Raw genomic sequence first — 18,751 nt, 5'->3', positions numbered from 1 at the left:
GATTAACTGGTCGGGCGCATCACCCTGTAAGTGATATGTGGCCGCAGTGCACTCTCCGACGGCAGATTTGGATGATCGAAATCATCTTGCCGAGCACGGACCATGCCGAGCCGTTCCATCAGCCCCCAGCTGCGCGTGTTGCCGCGCGTGGTGATCGCCGCAACCAACGGCGCATCGGTGTTCGCCCAGACCCAGTCGAGCGATGCCTGCGCAGCCTCGCGGGCATAGCCCTGCCCCCAAAAGGCCGAGCCCAGCCGCCAGCCGATTTCCATCTCGCCCTCGATCGGGGTACCCGCGGGGCCCGGCTTTACCCCGCAAAAGCCCAGGAACGCGCCGTCCTCGCGCCGCTCGAGCGCCCAGAAGGTGTGGCCGTGCTGCTTACGCACCCCTTCCAGCCGCGCGATCCCCGCCGCGCACTCGTCGCGCGACATCAGCGGCCCCAGCGTCGCCATCACCTGCGGGTCCTGCGACATCAGGTGAAAGGGATGGAGGTCGTCATCGCGCCAGCCGCGCAGGATCAGGCGCCCGGTCTCGATCATGCAGGCCGCGCGATCGCATAGGTGACGGTGGAACGCAGCCGGTCGCCCTCGGGAAAGAGCGGGTGCTCATAGTCCCCATCCGCGAGCCGCGTCATGCCGAGCCGCTCCATCAGCCGCTGGCTCTTGACGTTGACCGCCGCGGTGATCGCCACGATCCGCGCGACATCGAGATTGGCCCAGGCCCAGGCGAGCGCGGCTTCCATCGCCTCGAACGCATAGCCCTGCCGCCAATAGGGCTTGTCGATGATCCAGCCGGCCTCGATCTCGCCCGCGATCGGATTGTGCGCGTCGCCACGCTTGAGCCCGCAAAAGCCGACCACCGCGCCATCCTCGCGCCGCTCGACCACCCAGAAGCCCAACCCCTCGCCGCGATAGGCGTCGTGCTTGGCGAGCGTCGCGTCGCTGCCCGCTGCGTCCTTCACGGGTGCGAGATCGGCCATCACTTGCGCGTCCGCGAAGATCGCATGGAGCGCCAGCCGGTCGCGCGGCTCGGGCACGCGCAGGATCAGGCGCTCGGTCTCGATCATCCGTTCAGAAGCCGCGCCGCATGCGCCGCGTGATAGGTCAGCACGCCCGAGCAGCCCGCGCGCTTGAACGCCATCAGCGTCTCGAGCACCAGCGCGTCGCGCTCCCCCGCCCCGGCGGCGACCGCAGCCTCGATCATCGCGTATTCGCCCGACACCTGATAGGCGAAGACCGGCACCTGGAACTCGCTCTTCACCCGCAGGATGATGTCGAGATAGGGCAGCCCGGGCTTGACCATCACGCTGTCCGCGCCCTCGGCGAGATCGAGCGCCACCTCGCGCAGCGCCTCTTCGGCGTTGGCCGGGTCCATCTGATAGGTCTTCTTGTCGCCCTTGAGCAGTCCGCGCGAGCCGACGGCATCGCGGAACGGGCCGTAGAAGCCCGAGGCGTATTTCGCCGCATAGGCCATGATCTGGACGTTCGAATGCCCGTTCGCCTCGAGCGCGCCGCGGATCAGCCCGACCCGGCCGTCCATCATGTCGCTGGGCGCGACGATATCCGCGCCCGCCTCTGCCTGCACCAGCGCCTGATCGACCAGCACCGAAGCCGTCTCGTCGTTGAGCACATAGCCGGCGCCATCGACCAGCCCGTCATGCCCGTGGCTCGTATAGGGATCGAGCGCGACATCGGTGAGCACGCCGACATTCACGCCCGATTCCTTGATCGCGCGGATCGTGCGGCACATCAGATTATCGGGATTGAACGCCTCGCGCCCGTCATCGGTGCGCAGATGCGACGGCGTGTTGGGAAACAGCGCGACGCAGGGGATGCCCAGCGCCTCGGCCTCCTTGGCCCGCGCGACGATGCCATTGACCGGCCAGCGCGACACGCCCGGCAGCGTCGCGATCGGCTCCTCGGCATCGCCTTCGGTCACGAACAGCGGCCAGATCAGGTCGGCGGGGGTGAGCACGGTCTCGGCATACATCCGCCGGCTCCAGGCCGAGCTGCGGGTGCGGCGGAGGCGGAGGGCAGGATAGTGACTCATGGCGCGGCTAATGAGCGCGCCGCTCCGCGAGTGCAAGCCGCTTGACTTCGGGGCCTCGATCGCAACAATGATATATTATTACATTATCGAGGAGAGTCATGATGCGCCTAGCCCTGCTCCTGCTGCCGTTCGCGATCGCCGCGCTCCCCTCCCCGGCCCTCGCTCAGACGGGTGAACTTCCGCACGGCATCGTCGTCACCGGCTCCGCCACGATCAAGACCGCGCCCGATCGCGCGACGATCTCGATCGAGCTGCGCGGTGAGGGCACAACGCCCGATGCGGCGACCAGCGACCTCGCCAAGCGGCAGCGCGACGTGATCGGCGGCCTGGCGCAGATCGACCCCAAGCTGAAATTCTATACCGGAGCGGTCGCCACGTCCGAGGTACGCAAGGGCGACTGCCCGAACACGCCAGGCCGGTATGACCTGAGCGAAGGTTCGTCCACCGACGACAAGGGTCCGTGCCGCGTCACCGGCTATGTCGCGACCATCAGCGCGACGGTCGAGCTGACGGCGGTCGACAAGGCCGGCACCGCGATCGGCCTGGCGCAGCGGCTCGGCGCGGCATCGGCGTCGCTCGACGGCTTCAGCCTGCAGGATCCGGAAGCCGCCGAGCGGGCCGCGGCCGGCGCCGCGATGGCCGACGCCCGCGCCCAGGCGCAGACGCTGGCGACGGCCTCGGGCGGACGGCTGGGGCCGATCGTGTCGGTGATCGGAACGCCCAATATCGGGGCGCCGATGGAGGCCGGCGAGAGCCTCAACGCCCTCCCGCAGGCACGGAGCGCGCCGGTCTCTGCGCCACCGGTGCAGATCGACGTCACCCCCAAGCCCGTCGAGACCACCGCGCGCGTGACCGTCGTCTTCTCGCTGGCCAACTAGGGCGTATCGACATTCAATTCATCCTCCCCCGCCAGGGGGAGGTGGCACGCGTAGCGTGACGGAGGGGGAGGACGGGGGCCACATTTGTTTCGTGTCCTCCCCCTCCGACGCCTTCGGCGCCACCTCCCCCTGGCGGGGGAGGATCAACCTCGCTCTCTGAATGTCGATACACCCTAGGGTCCGTATTCAATTGGCATCTGGGCTTTGCAGGGTGCGGTTCGTTGAGTCCGCTCTCCAAGCTCTTGCAATGTAGGATTTCGCCTGCTTGGCTCGCCCGGCCAGTCGCTCCGGCCGCTCTTTGACCCTGTCGATCCGCACCTGGCGAGCGATGCGCCTTCCCCGGAGGCTGCGCGGCGCAAAACATGCGCGGCAGTGTTACCCTAGTGTTACCTTTCACATGCTGGGACGGCCCAGTCTGGTGCGCCAATCGAGTCCGGACCCTAGCCCGTCGGCGTCATCCGCCCTTCGGGCTCCATATCGGCATTGGCCGCCTCGATCGCCGCGTCGGGGCCGGGGCGCGGCGCCATCATCGGCTTGCGCTTCTTCCAGTCGCCCTTGCGGTAGACCCAGACCGCAGCGAGCATCGAGAGCGTCGAGCTGATCGGATAGGCGATCCAGATCGCATCGGCGCCCAGCCAGCCATAGGTGGCGAGCGCTATGCCGAGGCGGATGGGCAGCTGGGTCACCCCCAGGATGATCAGCGGCCACCACACCGAGCCGTTGGCGCGCATCGTGCCGAACAGGGTCATCGCGACCCCCGCCATCACGAAGCTCCAGGTGACGATCAGCTGGATATGCTGTGCGATCGGCAGCGCGGGGCTGTCGCCGCCGATGAACAGCGCGAGCGCGGGCCGGTCGGCGATGGCGAGCACCAATACGAGCGCTCCGGTGATGAGGAGATTATAGGTCACGCCGCTGATGGTGATCCTGCCGACGCGATCCCATTTGCCGGCGCCGATATTCTGCGCCGCCATCGCGCTCACCGCGGCGCCCAGCGCCATCGAGGGCATCTGGATATAGGTCCACAGCTGCAGCGCCACGCCAAATGCAGCCGTCGTATCGACGCCCTCGCGATTGACCATGCCGAGCATCGCCAGCCCCGCGACCGACAGCACGATCATCTGGAGCCCCATCGGCAGGCCCATCGCCATGATCCGCTTCACCAGCGCCGGATCGGGCTTGAGATAGGCGAACTCATGCCCGCGCAGCCGCACCGGCAGATCGCGGAGATAGATGACCGCGAGCAGCCCCAGCAGGCCGACCACATTCGCCACCAGCGTCGCGGTCGCCGATCCGGCAATCCCCAGCCGCGGCAGCGGCCCAACGCCGAGGATCAGCAGCGGATTGAGCCCGCAATCGATCACCACCATCACGATCATGATCCAGAGCGGCGTCAAGGCGTCGCCCGTGCCGCGCAGCGACATGCTGAGCACCACCGTCAACATCACCAGCGGGATGGCGAGGAAGATGACGCGGGTATAGGCGAGCGCGGAGGCCATCGCCTCGGGCGCCAGCCCCATCACGCCGAGCAGCTGGGGCGAGAAGAGCCAGCCGAGCGCGGCGAAGATCACCGCGAGGAAAAAGAAGGCGCCGATGGTGGTGCCGATCACGCGCCGCACCTGATCGAGATCGCGCCGGCCATAGGCCTGCCCCACCAGGATCGTCGCCGCCATGCCGAAGCCGAACACGAAGCTGAGCGTGAGGAACAGGATCATATTGGCGTTCGACGTCGCTGCGAGCGCCGCCTCGCCGAGGAAACGCCCGACCCAGATCGTGTTGATCGAGCCCTGGAGCGACTGGAGGATCGACGAGAACAGCGTCGGCACGGCGAAGGCGAGCAATGCCGAACCGATCGGGCCGGTGGTGAGATCGCGTTTGGGAGGCATGGCCATTCGTCTATCCGATCCCCTCGTCGCCGGCCTTGCCGATAATGCCCTTTACCCCAACCGCGCCAGCGCCGCGCTCAGCCGTTCGGCCTCGGCGGCCTTCTCGGCATGATCCGCGCGCGCCTTCTCGACCGCCTCGGGCTTGGCCTTTTCGACGAAGCTCGGGTTGTTCAAGCGCCCGGCAAGCGAGTCGCGTTCCTTCTCCGCCGCGGCGATCGCCTTGGTGAGGCGGGCCTTTTCAGCTTCGAGATCGATCACGTCGCCAAGCGGGATAACGAAGGTCGCTTCATCGACCACGATCTGGAGCGCGCCGCCTTCCGGCGCGGCCTGATGATGGACGTCCTGCACCCGCGCGAGCTTGCGTAGCGCCGTGTAGAAGGCATTGACCCGCCGCTCGGTCTCCTGATTCGCGCCACGCGAATAAGCCGTCAGCATCACGCCCGGCGCGATGCCCAGCTCATTCTTGGCAGCGCGCACTTCGCCGATCACGCGGATCAACCAGTTGATGTCGGCAGCAGCAGCCGGATCGATGCTGACGGCATCGACGCGCGGCCAGTTCGACACGATCAGGTCCCGATCGCGGGGCCCCATCTTCGACCACAGCTCTTCAGTAATGAAGGGCATGAAGGGGTGGAGCATCACCAGAATCTGGTCCAGCACCCAGCCCGCGACCGCGCGCGTCTCCTCGCCCATCCACGGATGATGAACCGCGTCTTCGTTCAGCACCGGCTTGATCAGCTCGAGATACCAGTCGCAAAAGCGGCTCCAGGTGAACTGGTAGATGGTGTTCGCCGCCTCGTCGAAGCGCAGATCGGCCAGCGCCAGATCGAGCGCCTGCACGGTCGCGACCGTCTCGGCGATGATCCAGCGATTGACCGCCAGCTCGGCGGCAGGCGGCTCCAGCGTAGCCGACGCGCCGATCCCGTTCGACTGGGCGAAGCGCGCCGCGTTCCACAGCTTGGTCGCGAAGTTGCGGTATCCGGCGATCCGCTGCTCATCCATCTTGATGTCGCGGCCCTGACTCTCCATCGCCGCCATGAAGAAGCGCAGCGCATCGGCGCCGTACTGGTCGATCAGCCCCAGCGGATTGACGACATTGCCCTTGGACTTGGACATTTTCTGCCCGTCCGCCGCGCGCACAAGCCCATGGAGATACAAGGTCTTGAAGGGCACATCGCCCATGAAGTGCAAACCCTGCATCATCATCCGCGCATCCCAGAAGAACAGGATGTCGAAGCCCGAGATGAGGACGTCATTGGGATAGCGGCCGAGCGCCTTCACGTCCTCGTCGGGCCACCCCATCGTCGCGAAGGGCCAGAGCGCGGAGGAGAACCAGGTGTCGAGGACGTCGGAGTCCTGCGTGAGCGCAACTTCGTCCGCTTCTTCCCAGCCTTCGCCATATCGCGCAACGCCAGCCTGCGCCTGCGCTTCGGCCTCGCTCTCCGCGACGTAGATGCTGCCATCCTCGGCAAACCAAGCCGGAATCCGGTGCCCCCACCAAAGCTGCCGCGAGACACACCATGGCTGGATATTCTCCATCCAGTTGAAATAGGTCTTTTCCCAGCTCTTCGGGACGATCCTGGTCGCGCCCGAACGCACCGCCTCGATCGCGGGCTTGGCCAGCGTCGCCGCATCGACATACCACTGGTCGGTCAGCCAAGGCTCGATCACCACATTCGAGCGGTCGCCATAGGGCGTCGCGATCGTGCGTGGCTCGGCGTCGTGCTCGCCCCCGTCCTTGTCGACATGCGGGATCAGGAAGCCCTCGGCCTTGAGCCGCGCGACCACCGCCTTGCGCGCCTCGAACCGGTCCATCCCGATCAACTCGGGGGGGATCAGCCCGTCGCTGGTCTGCGCGATCGCCGCCTTGGCATCGAGCATGTTGAGCATCTCGCCGGGCTTGAACCCCGCGCGCTTGCCGACCTCGAAGTCGTTGAAATCATGCCCCGGCGTGATCTTCACCGCGCCCGAGCCCAGCTCGGGATCGGCATGTTCGTCGGTGACGATCGGGATCAGCCGCCCGGTGATCGGCAGCTTGACGTTCTTCCCCACCAGCGCCGCATAGCGTGCGTCGCTCGGGTGCACCGCCACCGCCATATCGGCGAGCATCGTCTCGGGCCGCGTCGTGGCGACCTGGATGAACCCGCTGCCATCCTCGAGCGGGTAGCGCAGATGCCAGAAGCTGCCCTTCATATCGTGCGTCTCGACCTCGAGATCGCTGATCGCGGTGCCGAGGCCCGGATCCCAGTTCACCAAGCGCTTGTCGCGGTAGAGCAGGCCCTGGCGGTAGAGATCGACGAACACCTTGAGGACGGCCTTCGAAAAGCCCTCGTCCATCGTGAATCGCTCGTTCGCCCAGTCCATCGAGCAGCCGAGCCGGCGGAGCTGCTGGGTGATCTCGCCCCCGCTCTCGGCCTTCCATTCCCAGACCTTCGCGACGAATTCGTCGCGGCTGAAATCGGTGCGCTTCTGCTGCTTTTCGTTGAGCTGGCGTTCCACGACCATCTGCGTGGCGATCCCGGCATGGTCTGTGCCCACCACCCAGCGCGCGTCCATCCCCTTGAGCCGCGCATGGCGCACCAGCACGTCCTGCAGCGTGTTGTCGAGCGCATGGCCGATATGCAGGCTGCCGGTGACGTTGGGCGGCGGATTGACCAGCGTCCAGGGCTCGGCGCCCGGGCGCTCGGGGGCGAACAGGCCCCTATCCTCCCAATGGCTGTACCAGCGGGTCTCGATCTCGGCGGGGTCGAAGGTCTTGGGGAGTTCGGTCATGGTGCCGCGCGCTTAGCGCGAACGTTGCACCCACCACAACCGTCATCCCGGCGAAAGCCGGGACCCAGAGCCGCAAGCGTTACGCTCAAAACACCCTGGGTCCCGGCTTTCGCCGGGATGACGGCGTGATAACAATGGCTCCCGCCACCCACGGAGGCCGCACATGGACCCCAATGCCCGCAGCGGCGTGATCCGCCTTGCCGACGCCGAAGCCCGCATCCCGACGCCCGAGGGCGAGCGATCGGCGCTGGTGCTCCGCCGCGGCACGCTCGACATCCGCCTCTCGATCCCGCTCCCGCCCAACGAACAGACGCCGCACGAGCAGGACGAAATCTATGCGGTCATCCGCGGCAACGGTGTGCTCGTCCATGGCAGCGAACGAACGCCCTTCGCGGCCGGCGACCTGCTGTTCGTCGCCGCCGGCGTCGAGCATCACTATGCCGATTTCAGCGGCGATCTGGCGCTGTGGCGAATCTTCTATGGCGCGGAGGGGGGCGAAGTGCCGGGGTGAGCCGTCACTTCTTCCCCGTATAGGTCCCCAGCCAGCCGAGCACCTCGCCATACCATTGCATCGAGTTCTTGGGCTTGAGCACCCAGTGATTCTCGTCCGGGAAGTTCAGGAACTTGGACGGAATCCCCCGCCGCTGGAGCGCGGTGAAGGTCGCGATGCCCTGGGTCACCGGGATGCGGTAATCCTTGTCGCTGTGGATCACCAGCATCGGGGTGCGCCACTTGTCGACATGGTTGACCGGGTTCCATTTCTCGAACGCCGCGGGGTCCTCGTAATAGGGGTGCCCGCCATGCTCCCATTCGTCGAACCACAGCTCCTCGGTCTCATAGGCCATGGCGCGCGCGTCGAACACGCCGTCATGCTGGACGATGCACTTGAAGCGATCGGGCCAGTTGCCCTCGATCCAGTTCATCATGAAGCCGCCATAGGAGGCGCCGAGCGCGCAGGCATTGTCGGCGTCCATCCAGGGGAATTTGGCAGTCGCGGTGGCGAGGCCCTTTTGCAGGTCCTCGAGCGGCCAGCCGCCCCAATTGTTGCGGATCGCATCGGTGAAGGCCTGGCCGTAGCCCGTGCTGCCATGGAAATCGATCGCGACCACCGCATAGCCCGCGCCCGCGAACACCGCGGGATTCCAGCGGTACGACCAGCTGTTATTCATCGTCCCCTGCGGCCCGCCATGGACGATGAAGGCGATCGGCGCCTTCTCGCCGTCCCTGAGCTGGGCCGGCTTGACCGAATAGCCCCACACCGTGTCGTTGTTCGCGCCGGTGAAGCTGAAGCGGGTGATGGTGGGCAGGTCGATGCCTTGCATCTTGGCCGCATTGACCGTGGTCAGCCGCGTCGGCGCCTTGCCGGTCAGGCTGTAGAAATCGTCGGGGCCGAGCAGGCTGTTCATCGAGAAGACGACGCCCTTCTTCGTGGGCACGATCGCGGTGACATTGCCCTCCTGCGTCAGCCGCGTCGGCTTGCCGGTCTTGAGATCGACCTGGAAGATCGGGTTTTCCTGCGTGTCCTCGGCGGTGACGAACAGCTTCTTGCCGTCGGGCGACCAGGCGATCGAACCGACCGAGCGGTCCCACGCCTCGGTCAGCGCGCGCGTTTCACCGGTGGCGAGGTTGCGGAGCATCAGCACCTGCCGGTCGGCCTCGTAGGTCGGCCGCTTCATCGCAAACCAGGCGAGCCATTTGCCGTCGGGCGAGGGCGTCGGGAGATTGTCCATCCCGTCATTGTCGGGGGTCAAATTGACCGGCTTGGCCGAACCGTCGGCGGGCACCGACCAGATATCGAGATTGGTCGAAAGCGGCTCGGTCGTGCCCGCCTCGCGCAGCGCGAAGAAGATCGTCTTGCCGTCGGCGCTCCACGCGACTTCCTCGCCGCCGCCAAAGGGCTTGGAAGGCGAATCGCCATCGAGGCTGCCCGAGACGGGCACCGCGGGCGCATCCTTGCCCAGCGGCACCACGAAAAGCTGCGAGCGCGTGCCGTCGCTCCACGTGTCCCAATGGCGGATGAAGAGCTTGCCGAACACGCGGCCACTGCCGGCATTGCCGTCGCGCTTGATCTCGGCCGGCTCGATCGTCGGCGCGCCGGGGAGGCGATCGGCCCAGACCAGCGCCCGGGTCCCGTCGGGCGAGAGTTCGAATCCGCTGAAGCCGCCCGGCGGCGTCGCCAGCACGGTCTGCGTGCCGCCGGCGACGGGGATCGAGACGATCGCATCCTTGCCGCCCTTGTCCGACTGGAAGATCACCAGGTTGTTCGCGCCGAATTGCGGTCCGGTCTCGTTGACGTCGCCCTCCGCGACCAGCGGCTCGGGAAGCGCGCCCTTGGTCGCCAGATCGAGCCGCCACAGATCGTAGCGGCCCTTGTTCGCGGCGAGATCGGTCTCGCGCTGCTGCCACACCAGCCAGCGCCCGTCGGGCGACACGACCGGCGCGCCGACACGCGAAAAGCCGACAACGTCGTTGATGGTCAGGGGGCGCGCCACCGCGGTGGCTGCGACGGTCGAGGCGAGGGCGATGCTCGCGAGCAGGATGCGCTTCATGGGCGCGGTTTAGAGCAGATGGTGACGAGGGATACAATCGCGACCATGTTTCCGATGCGCCACGAACCTGCTAGTTCCGGCCCTCACCATCCGCAGGAGCGAGCGATGACAACTAGCCAGCCCGAACCGCTACCCGCCCAGGTGAAAGGGGATACCCTCAATGCGGGAACCACGGTTCAGCTTGTCTGGCCGGCAAGCCCGGGGCTCACGCTGGTTTTCGATCTGATCTACAACGCAATCGGAAATTTCAGCAGTGTCACGCTGACCCCGCAAGCGCCCTCCTGGGGTCTTCCTGCGCAGGCAGAAAGCCTCCCGATGCAGATCGAGACAACCAGCAGCACCGGCCAGACGATCGAGATTTCGAGCTCACTGACCGCTGCCCGGAGCCCCTATGCTGGCGCGATCCGGGTGACCGCCAACACGCCGGATTTCGTCTTCGAGGGCGAAGCCGTCGAGTTTTCGGCAAATATCAATGGATTGGATCCTAGTACCGTCTGGTAATCAGCGCGTGCCTAGCGTCCGGTGATCCGCGAAATCTCGCGCGCGACCATCGTTTCGACGATCTGCGGCAGATTGTCGTCGAGCCATTCGCGCAGCATCGGCTTGAGCAGCTCGCGCACGAGCCCCTCGAGCGTGTCCGATCCCGCGACCTCGGGCTTCACCACCATCCGCGACAGCGCTTCGAGCGGCCCGCGCGTGGCTTCGGCCGCGCGCTCGGAAAGGATCGGTTCGGGGGTACGCTGCACAGGCTTGGGTCCGGGAGCAGAAGGAACGTCGGGCGCGCCGATCGGCATCGGCGCGGGAGTCTCGCGCTCCTCGGCCACCGGCTCGCTCAGTTCGAGGACCTCGTCATCCGCATCCATCGCGTCGCTCAGCGCGTCGCGGACCGCGGGGGCCGCAGGCTTGGCCGGGCGGCGCGTACGGGTGCCCGTCGCCGCATCGCCCTCTTCGGCGATGATGCGTTTGATCGAGGAGAGGATCTCCTCCATCGAAGGCTCGGAACTGATATCCCCCATATCAAGCACCTATGCGGTTAATTGCAGCGGGGCTCAATCAGGGATTTGTACCGGTGCTGTCAACAGGGCGTTGCAACAACGGATCGACGCCCGGGGTGACATCGGGGTTCTGATAGGGCGTCTCGTTGGTCCGCGTGCCCGTGGTCGTGGCGTCGGGACCGTCGCTCCAGTCGCTCCAGCTGTGGTTGACCCGGTCATAATGCTCGACCGGATTATAGAGCGGCCCGCCGTCGAGCCCCAGATCCTCCGCCTCGGCCTTGCCCATCACCGCGAGCAGGGTGAAGCCCGCGACATAGGCGTCGCGCTCGGCGGTCACATACTGGACCTGCGAGTTGAGGAATTCCTGCTCGGCGTTGAGGATGTCGAGGATGGTGCGCGTGCCGACGCCATTTTCGGCGCGGACGCCCTCGAGGCTGAGCCGGTTGGCGTCCACCGCGACGCGCGACGATTCGATCACGCGCAGCGACGACTGATAGATGGCGAATTGCGAGCGCGCCTGCGCGATCACGCCGCGCTCGGCAAAGGTCACATTCTCCATCGCCGCCGAACGCCGCGACTGGGCCTGGCGGACCTGCGCGGCGGGGCGGCCGCCCTGGAACAGCGGCACGGTGAGGTTGACGCCCACCGAGGTCGCGAAACCGTCGCCGCCGAAGCCGGCCAGCTTGCCCTGGGGGCTGACCGAGCCGAGATAGTTGTAATAATCGGTGCCCACGCCGACGCTCACCCGCGGCAGCCGCCCGGCACGCGCGACATTGACGTCGAACACGCTGGCATCGCTCTGCTTCTGCGCGGCGAGCAGATTGGGGTTGTTGGCGAGCGCGACCTGCACGGCATCCTGCACGCTGGCGGGGAGCCCCGGCAGCGGCGGCGGCGGCGCGAGCACGCCCGGCGCCACGCCGACGACGCGGATGAAATTCTCGCGGCTGCCGATCAGCCGCGCCTCGGCGCCGCGCAGCTGCGCCTGCGCCAGCGCGAGCCGCGCCTCGGACTGGGCCACGTCGGTGCGGGTCAGATCGCCCACCTCGAACCGGTCGCGCGTCGCCTGGAGGTTGACCTCGAGGACATGGACGTTCTGCTGGTTGAGCCGCACGATCGCTTCGTCGCGGATCACGTCGACATAGACGGTGACGACCTGGACGAAGAGCTCGGACTCGGCCGCGCGCAGCGCCGCCCGGCCCGCCTCGACGCGGGTTTCCGCGCCGCGCACCGAATTGCGCACCGAACCGCCCGAATAGACCGGCACCGACAGATCGGCGCCGATCGTCCCGCGCCGGCTGGGGCTGATGCCCTGATCGGTGTTGTACAGGCTCTGGTTCACCCCGCCGGTAGCGCTCACGCCGGGCAGGCCCGAAGCGCGCGCGATCGGCACATTCTCGTCGGTGGCGCGCAGATTGGCGCGCTCGGCGGCGAGATCGGGGTTGGTGTTATAGGCCAGCACCATCGCCTCGCGCAGCGTCATCGTCGGCTGCGGCGCGTCCGGCATGGTCGTGCTGGTGGTCGCGGTCGTCTGCGCCATGACCGGGTAGGCCAGCGCTGCCAGGCTCACGCCAATGATCAGATGGGGAAGTCGCATGGGCCTCTTCTGCTTTCAGAACTTGAAGGTCGTGGGGCGCGCGAAGCCCGGAAGGGTCGCGCATTCGAGATCGGCGAAATCGACCAGGCCGAAGCCGCCATCGGTGCGGCGGCCCGATGCGAGCCGGGTCACGCCGCGATCGGCGATCCCCGCGGTCACCCGCGCGCCCGGACGGAGCTGGGCGACCAGCGCGTCGGGCACATGCTCGACCGCACCGTCGATGATCAGCACGTCATAGGGAGCGCCGTTGGCCGAGCCCGCGGCGAGCGGCCCCTGGACGAGGGTAACCCCCTGCCCCGCCAGCGCGGCCGTGGCGAGCGCGAAGAGCGATTCGTCTTCCTCGACCGCGGTCACCGACGCGCCGAGCTTCGCCAGCACCGCCGCGGCATAGCCGCCCGCGGCACCGATCAGCAGCACCTTGTCGCCGGCTTCCACCCGCGCCTCGGTGATCAGGCGGCCGGTCGCGAGCGGCGAATTGTGCCTGCGCCCGCCGTTCAGCGGCAGCAACGTGTCGCGATAGGCGATGCCGCGATGGGCCTCGGGAAGGTAATCCTCGCGCGCCACGTCACGCATGGCATCGACCACGCGCGGATCGTTGACCGCGTTGGTGCGCAGCTGGTTCGAGACCATTGCACTCCGCATCGCATCGAAGCGCCCACTCACAACAGGGGCGCCCTCGACGGGCGTGGGGTCGACCGAAAGGGTCATCATCACTCCGCTTTTCGCACAACCGTATTAGTCGTGCAACACAGTTGTTGGCGTCCGAGCGCCGAATATCGCGGTGCATGTATCGTGGTGAAACGAGAACGCCAAGCGACCGAACGTGCTATTTTCACACGCATGTTGCCGCGATGTGTTGACAGCGCGCGCGCCGCCTGCGCATTCCCCCCGCTCGCTCCGAGGCCCGATGGCGGAGTGGTGACGCAGCGGACTGCAAATCCGTGCACGCCGGTTCGATTCCGGCTCGGGCCTCCACACGTTTCGAGAGACACTGTCCACAAACGGACGCTCCTGTCCGGAAACGGACAGTCTGCCGGGCAAATCTCGTGCGCGGGGCTTGTCATACCCCGCTAATCGCAAGCGCCGTGCCAACAAAAAGGGCGCCCGGACCGTGATCCGGACGCCCTTTCCTGTTCCTGGGGCTCGCCTCAGCGGCGATAGCCGTGCTGGCGGTCGCAATTGTCCTGATCGATGCCGTTGCCGATGAGCGCGCCCACGCCCGCGCCGATCACCGTGCCGGTGCCGCTGCGGCGGCTGTAGCGCCCGTCGCCACGGCCAAGCTCGCCGCCGATCAGCGCCCCGGCGATGCCGCCCAGGATCGTGCCGGTCGAGCCGCAGCCGTGCGAGCGATGGCGGCCGCGATAATAGCGGCGGCCGTCGCGATAATTGCCGGCATATTCGGTCGGCTGACCGTCGCCGCGATAATAGTCGCCGGGCTGGTAGCGGTGCGGACCCTGGGCATAGTCCTGCCGCTCATAACCGCCGCGGTCGTAACCGCGCTGATCATAGGCCTGCTGGTCGTAACCACGCTGGTCATAGCCCTGCTGGTCGCGCTGGTCATAGTTCCGATCGCCCGCATCGCGATTGTCGTCATAATAGCTCTGCTCCTCCGGCGGCGGAGGCGGCGGGTCGTAGCGCTGCGCGAGCGCGGGCGTGGCGGTGAGCGCGGTCAGTCCGATCGCGGCCGCGAACAGAAAATTCTTCATGGCGATTCTCCTCCTCGGCGCGAAAGTACCGCCCCGTTGGAACCGAAATGCTCCGCCGGCCATTCCAGCAGCCTGAACGGCGCCGTTAGCCCGCGTTCAGCTTCCTTAACATCATCCGCGCCGCAATTCCGGAAATGTTGCATTTTGGCAACTCGTCCACGGAAATGCACGGTTCACCGCTCATTGTTCATCCTGGAGAAGGAACGAAGTGCGAATCTAGGGCGTTGGTTGGGTGGTTACTGGAGTAGAACGATGTACAATTTCGGCGTCAATCAGCCCCAAACCGGGTATCGAATCGCGTATCACCAGCATGAGGCGAATCACTGCCCCGGCTGCGGACAGTCGCAATGGGTGGTCGGCCGCATGACAGCAGAATGCGCCTTTTGCGCCACGGCGCTTCCGCTGATCGCGGGCGGCAGCTTCGGCAACGGCGTGATCCGCCAACGCGGCCTTTCGGACTTCCGTCCGCTCGCGGCCTGATCCGCCTGAGGCCCGGCGGGGAAACCGGGCCCGGGCGGGAACGCCGCATCCCGGCCGCGCGTTTGGGCCGAGGCATCCGGAGCCTCGCACCATGACTGACGTCGCCGTCACCTCCCCCATCGAACGCATCGCGCGCGTCCTCGCCGCCGAAGAGCGCAGCCCCAATGGCGAGGGCCCCGACTGGTCCGACGGCCCGGTCGCGACCGAGGTCGATGCCGTCTGGCGCCGCGAGACCGGGCGCGCGTTGGCGGTGCTCAAGACGCTGCGCGAAGCCACGCCCGAGATGATCGACGCCGGCCGCGACGCGGGTGACGATCCCGCCGAGATCTGGGCCGCGATGGTCCGCGCCGCGATCGGGCAACGGATATCTCCTGACGCAACCTAGATGTGGGATTGACCACTCTCTCTCCCCGTTCGCCCTGAGCTTGTCGAAGGGCGGCCCGCCACGTGCGATGCGCTTGCGGATAGGCGGGCTTCGACAAGCTCAGCCCGAACGGAGGGTCTGGATCTTGCTCAGGGCTTCCTCAGGAACTGCGCCGAGGCCCAGCCGTCGATCGTGTCCCCGTTCAGCTTGGTCTTGATATGCCGAAATCCGTTCTGCGCCTCGAAGGCGAGCACGGGGTGGCCCTTCGCCAGGCTCGCGAAGACATTCCCCGCAACCTTCTCGGGCTTACGCCGCACGTTGAGCGGGTCGCTGCCCACTTCCACCACCAGCGGTTCGCCGAGCGGTGCGGACGGTGGAGGCGGCGGCGGCGCGGGCAGCGCGACGGCCTTGAGGAATTGCGCCGCGGCCCAGCCATCGATCGCATCGCCGTTCAGCACCGTCTTGATGTGCCGGAAGCCATCCTTGGTCTCGAAAGCCTGCACCGGATGCTTGTTGGGGAGCTGGGCGAAGACATTGCCCGGCGCCTTTGCGGGCGTCCGCCGCACATTGAGCGGATCGCTGGTCACTTCGACCGTCATCGATTCCCCGCCCGGGGCAGGTGATGGTGACGGAGCAGGTGCAGGTCCAGGCGCTGGCGTAGGAGTAGGTGCCGGTGCGGGACCCGAAGGCAGCGGCACGGTCTTCGCCAGCGCCATATAGTCGGCGAAATATTCGCCATAATATTTCTTCGAGGTCTTGTCGTAATAGCCCTGCTGCAGCCCCTTGTTCGGGTTGTAGCCGCCGGTGTTGTAGGCGATCGCCACCGCCGCCTTGTCGGCGTCGCTCAGCTTGCGGTCGGACTTCCAGCCGAGCTTCGGCCCCAGGCTGGCCAGCTGCGCGGTGAGTTCGGAAATCGCCTTGCCCAGCGTCTGGTCGAAATGAATGTAGCGGCGCTCGAGGAAATAGTCGGGATCGGTCTTGAAGAACTGGATGTCGTACTGGAACAGGCCATAGCCGTGGCAGAACCGCTCGGGGTTCGCGACATAGGGCTTATACTCGGTAATATGCTCGGCCATGTCCGCCAGTGCGGCGCGCGCTATCGCGTACATCGCGTCGCCGCCGGGCCAGGCGACCAGCTGGGCACGGTCGTTCGGAAAGGCCTTCACGCTGCGCCTGGGCGCGTTGAGCACATCGCCGACGCACAATTCGAGGATGCGCTCGGTCGTGAGGCCCTTGTTGATCAGCCGCCCCCAGATCGAGCCGGTTTCCTGCACCGCGATCGCAGTGAGCATATCGAGGTCGAATGGCGTCCCCGCGGTCGCCGCGACGATCTCCGCGCCGAAATTCGTCTTGAACCAGACGATCCAGTCTTTGGTGGCCATGACGTCATCCCCGGAAATTGGCTGGATTTCTACGCGGAACGATACGCCGCAGGGTCACCACAAGATGAGGCCCAAGTAAAGCGCGCGGCGCAATTGACGCGCCGTTAGGCAGGTTGCGCTGTCGCCCCCCCAGCCGCTATTGCCCCGCGCCATGCAGCACAGCCCGCTCACCCTCTATAATTCGCTCTCGCGCAGCCTCGAGCCCTTCCAGCCGCTCGATCCGGAAAAGGGCGCGCGCGTCTACACCTGCGGGCCTACGGTCTATAACTACCAGCACATCGGCAACATGCGCGCGTTCATCTTCGCGGACACGCTCGGCCGGGTGCTGCGCTGGAAGGGCTATGCGCTCAGCCACGTCATCAACATCACCGATGTCGGTCACCTGACCTCGGACGCCGACGCCGGCGAGGACAAGATGGAGAGGGCCGCAGCCGCACAGGCCCGGTCGATCTGGGAGATCGCTGCGCACTACACCGAAGCGTTCAAGCGCGACGTCGAGCGCCTCAACATCACGCCACCGATGCTCTGGTCGGTCGCGACCGACCATATCGGCGAGATGATCGCGTTCGCGAAGAAAATCGCGCCGGAGCATTGCTACGAGATCGAGAGCGGCCTCTATTTCGACCACACCACCGTCCCCGATTACGGCAAGCTCGCGGGGGGGCAGGACGATGCGGGTGAGAATCGGATCGACCCCGTCTCGGGCAAGCGTCACCCGCAGGACTTCGCGATCTGGCGCAAGTCGCCTCCCGGCGAGCAGCGCCAGATGGAATGGGACAGCCCCTGGGGCAAGGGCGCGCCGGGCTGGCACCTCGAATGCTCAGTGATGAGCATCAAATATCTCGGCGCGCCGTTCGATATCCACACCGGCGGGATCGATCATCGCGAGATCCATCATCCCAACGAGATCGCCCAGAACCAGGCATGGTGCGGCTGTTCCGACAGCGGCGCGCATTTCTGGATGCACAACAACTTCCTCGTCGACCGCACCGGCAAGATGTCCAAGTCGAAGGGCGGTTTCACCACGCTGCAGGTGCTGATCGACGCCGGGGTGCACCCCCTCGCCTATCGCCTGATGTGCATCAGCGCGCATTACCGGTCCGAGCTCGAGTTCAGCCCCGAAAACCTTGCCGCCGCGCTCACCCGGCTCAAGCGGCTGGTGATGACCGTCACCGCGCTCAAGGCCAGGGCCGAGGGCGAAGGCACCGCCCCCGCCCCCTGGATCAAGCGGCTCGACGAGGCGGTGTCGGACGACCTGAACACGCCCCGCGCGCTGCCAGTGCTCGACGAGCTGCTCGCCGAGAAGAGCCTGTCCCCCGCCGACCGGCTCGCCGCGCTGGCCGAGTTCGACGCGGTGCTGGGCCTCGACCTGCTCGGCCTCGACCGGAACGACCTGCGCGTCCGCCCCGCCAGCGCGGCCCTCACCGCCGAGGACATCGAAGCCCGGCTCGCCGAGCGCAAGGAAGCCCGCGCCGCGAAGGATTTCGCCCGCTCGGATGCGATCCGCGACGAACTCGCCGCATCCGGCGTGGAGGTGATGGACGGCGACCCGCTCGGCTGGGACTGGCGCCCGACCCTCTGATCGTGGCAGACCACCTCTCCAAGACTGGGAGGGCATGATGCGCGGCACGATATTGGCGTTCGATTTCCGCACCGGCGAAGGCAAGATCTCGGGCGAAGACGGCAATCGTTACAGCTTTGCCGGGGGCGAATGGCATGGCGGCGGCCAGCCCGTTGCCAACCAGTCGGTCGATTTCGAAGCATCGGAGCGCGACGCGCTGGCGGTGTACCCGGTGCGAAGCGCAGTCGGCCAATATGAGCGCAACCGCATCGCCGCGGCCCTGCTCGCCTTCTTTCTCGGCGGGCTCGGCATCCACAAATTCTACATGAACAAGCCCGGCGCGGGCGTGATCATGCTGCTGGGCGGGCTGTTCGGCTGGATCCTGATCTTCCCGGTGATCCTGGTCTGCCTCGTCGCGCTGGTCGAATCGATCATCTATGTGACGATGACCGACGAGACGTTCGACGCCACCTATATCCAGGGCAACAAGTCCTGGTTCTAGGCGCAGGCCTTCCGCCACGCTAAGCCGCGCCTC

The 18,751-nt window shown here is 66.6% G+C and carries 18 protein-coding genes and 1 tRNA gene; 8 read left to right on the top strand and 11 right to left on the bottom strand.

What is annotated here, in order from left to right; genetic code table 11:
- Positions 1 to 2 precede the first annotated feature (2 nt).
- The 3 genes from OF829_RS10605 to hemB are packed head-to-tail and all read right to left on the bottom strand — an operon-like array spanning position 3 to position 2,049.
- The gene (locus OF829_RS10605) at positions 3 to 539 is read right to left on the bottom strand and encodes a GNAT family N-acetyltransferase (RefSeq protein WP_264939981.1); all 537 of its coding nucleotides are present in this window, start codon (positions 537 to 539) and stop codon (positions 3 to 5) included.
- Positions 536 to 1,066 carry a GNAT family N-acetyltransferase gene (locus OF829_RS10600; protein WP_264939980.1) on the bottom strand — a complete coding sequence of 177 codons (531 nt, stop codon included), beginning with the start codon at positions 1,064 to 1,066 and terminating at the stop codon, positions 536 to 538. Before OF829_RS10600 ends, OF829_RS10605 begins: the two co-directional genes overlap by 4 nt.
- Complete coding sequence (gene hemB, locus OF829_RS10595) at positions 1,063 to 2,049, bottom strand: porphobilinogen synthase (RefSeq protein ID WP_264939979.1); 987 nt, start codon at positions 2,047 to 2,049, stop codon at positions 1,063 to 1,065. Before hemB ends, OF829_RS10600 begins: the two co-directional genes overlap by 4 nt.
- Before the next feature lie 98 nt (positions 2,050 to 2,147).
- Between hemB and OF829_RS10590 the strand changes: the two genes are divergently transcribed.
- Positions 2,148 to 2,927 (top strand): SIMPL domain-containing protein, encoded by a 780-nt coding sequence (locus OF829_RS10590; protein WP_264939978.1) that lies wholly within the window; start codon positions 2,148 to 2,150, stop codon positions 2,925 to 2,927.
- Positions 2,928 to 3,367: 440 nt separating this feature from the next.
- Here OF829_RS10590 and OF829_RS10585 read toward each other — a convergent pair whose 3' ends face one another.
- Together OF829_RS10585 and OF829_RS10580 are read right to left on the bottom strand one after the other, a co-directional pair.
- Positions 3,368 to 4,819, bottom strand: coding sequence for an MATE family efflux transporter (locus OF829_RS10585; protein WP_264939977.1), 1,452 nt, complete (start codon positions 4,817 to 4,819; stop codon positions 3,368 to 3,370).
- Between the two features lie 45 nt (positions 4,820 to 4,864).
- Positions 4,865 to 7,585: a valine--tRNA ligase gene (locus OF829_RS10580; protein ID WP_264939976.1), complete on the bottom strand. Its 2,721-nt coding sequence runs from the start codon at positions 7,583 to 7,585 to the stop codon at positions 4,865 to 4,867.
- A 163-nt stretch (positions 7,586 to 7,748) separates the two neighbouring features.
- Between OF829_RS10580 and OF829_RS10575 the strand changes: the two genes are divergently transcribed.
- Positions 7,749 to 8,096 carry a cupin domain-containing protein gene (locus tag OF829_RS10575; RefSeq protein WP_264939975.1) on the top strand — a complete coding sequence of 116 codons (348 nt, stop codon included), beginning with the start codon at positions 7,749 to 7,751 and terminating at the stop codon, positions 8,094 to 8,096.
- A 4-nt stretch (positions 8,097 to 8,100) separates the two neighbouring features.
- Here OF829_RS10575 and OF829_RS10570 read toward each other — a convergent pair whose 3' ends face one another.
- Positions 8,101 to 10,134: a S9 family peptidase gene (locus tag OF829_RS10570; RefSeq protein WP_264939974.1), complete on the bottom strand. Its 2,034-nt coding sequence runs from the start codon at positions 10,132 to 10,134 to the stop codon at positions 8,101 to 8,103.
- Positions 10,135 to 10,239: 105 nt separating this feature from the next.
- Between OF829_RS10570 and OF829_RS10565 the strand changes: the two genes are divergently transcribed.
- On the top strand, positions 10,240 to 10,635 hold the full coding sequence (locus OF829_RS10565; RefSeq protein WP_264939973.1) for a hypothetical protein: 396 nt from the start codon (positions 10,240 to 10,242) through the stop codon (positions 10,633 to 10,635).
- 11 nt (positions 10,636 to 10,646) lie between these two features.
- On the opposite strand, the gene OF829_RS10560 is transcribed toward OF829_RS10565, so the two are convergent.
- Genes OF829_RS10560 through OF829_RS10550 form a run of 3 tightly spaced genes read right to left on the bottom strand, consistent with a single transcriptional unit; the run spans position 10,647 to position 13,431 of the window.
- Positions 10,647 to 11,150: a DUF2497 domain-containing protein gene (locus OF829_RS10560; protein WP_264939972.1), complete on the bottom strand. Its 504-nt coding sequence runs from the start codon at positions 11,148 to 11,150 to the stop codon at positions 10,647 to 10,649.
- Positions 11,151 to 11,187: 37 nt separating this feature from the next.
- Positions 11,188 to 12,723, bottom strand: a complete 1,536-nt coding sequence (locus OF829_RS10555; RefSeq protein WP_264939971.1) for a TolC family outer membrane protein — start codon at positions 12,721 to 12,723, stop codon at positions 11,188 to 11,190.
- Between the two features lie 15 nt (positions 12,724 to 12,738).
- Positions 12,739 to 13,431: a protein-L-isoaspartate O-methyltransferase family protein gene (locus OF829_RS10550; RefSeq protein ID WP_264940186.1), complete on the bottom strand. Its 693-nt coding sequence runs from the start codon at positions 13,429 to 13,431 to the stop codon at positions 12,739 to 12,741.
- Positions 13,432 to 13,624: 193 nt separating this feature from the next.
- Here OF829_RS10550 and OF829_RS10545 point away from each other — a divergent pair.
- Positions 13,625 to 13,698 (top strand) — tRNA-Cys (locus OF829_RS10545).
- Positions 13,699 to 13,871: 173 nt separating this feature from the next.
- Here OF829_RS10545 and OF829_RS10540 read toward each other — a convergent pair.
- Positions 13,872 to 14,429 carry a glycine zipper domain-containing protein gene (locus OF829_RS10540; protein WP_264939970.1) on the bottom strand — a complete coding sequence of 186 codons (558 nt, stop codon included), beginning with the start codon at positions 14,427 to 14,429 and terminating at the stop codon, positions 13,872 to 13,874.
- 252 nt (positions 14,430 to 14,681) lie between these two features.
- On the opposite strand from OF829_RS10540, the gene OF829_RS10535 reads away from it, so the two are divergent.
- On the top strand, positions 14,682 to 14,909 hold the full coding sequence (locus OF829_RS10535; RefSeq protein WP_264939969.1) for a hypothetical protein: 228 nt from the start codon (positions 14,682 to 14,684) through the stop codon (positions 14,907 to 14,909).
- Between the two features lie 91 nt (positions 14,910 to 15,000).
- Positions 15,001 to 15,294, top strand: coding sequence for a hypothetical protein (locus tag OF829_RS10530; RefSeq protein ID WP_264939968.1), 294 nt, complete (start codon positions 15,001 to 15,003; stop codon positions 15,292 to 15,294).
- Between the two features lie 128 nt (positions 15,295 to 15,422).
- Here OF829_RS10530 and OF829_RS10525 read toward each other — a convergent pair whose 3' ends face one another.
- Positions 15,423 to 16,655 (bottom strand): SH3 domain-containing protein, encoded by a 1,233-nt coding sequence (locus OF829_RS10525; protein WP_264939967.1) that lies wholly within the window; start codon positions 16,653 to 16,655, stop codon positions 15,423 to 15,425.
- Positions 16,656 to 16,806: 151 nt separating this feature from the next.
- Between OF829_RS10525 and cysS the strand changes: the two genes are divergently transcribed.
- Positions 16,807 to 18,237: a cysteine--tRNA ligase gene (gene cysS / locus OF829_RS10520; RefSeq protein WP_264939966.1), complete on the top strand. Its 1,431-nt coding sequence runs from the start codon at positions 16,807 to 16,809 to the stop codon at positions 18,235 to 18,237.
- 34 nt (positions 18,238 to 18,271) lie between these two features.
- Entirely contained in the window at positions 18,272 to 18,718 is a 447-nt protein-coding gene (locus OF829_RS10515) for a TM2 domain-containing protein (protein ID WP_264939965.1), read from the top strand.
- Positions 18,719 to 18,751 lie beyond the last annotated feature (33 nt).

The organism is Sphingomonas caeni, from assembly GCF_026013415.1.
In the GTDB taxonomy this organism is placed as follows: Bacteria; Pseudomonadota; Alphaproteobacteria; order Sphingomonadales; family Sphingomonadaceae; genus Sphingomonas; species Sphingomonas caeni.
The sequence above is the reverse complement of the archived record's forward strand: the minus strand, read 5'-3'. Positions and strand labels throughout refer to the sequence as shown.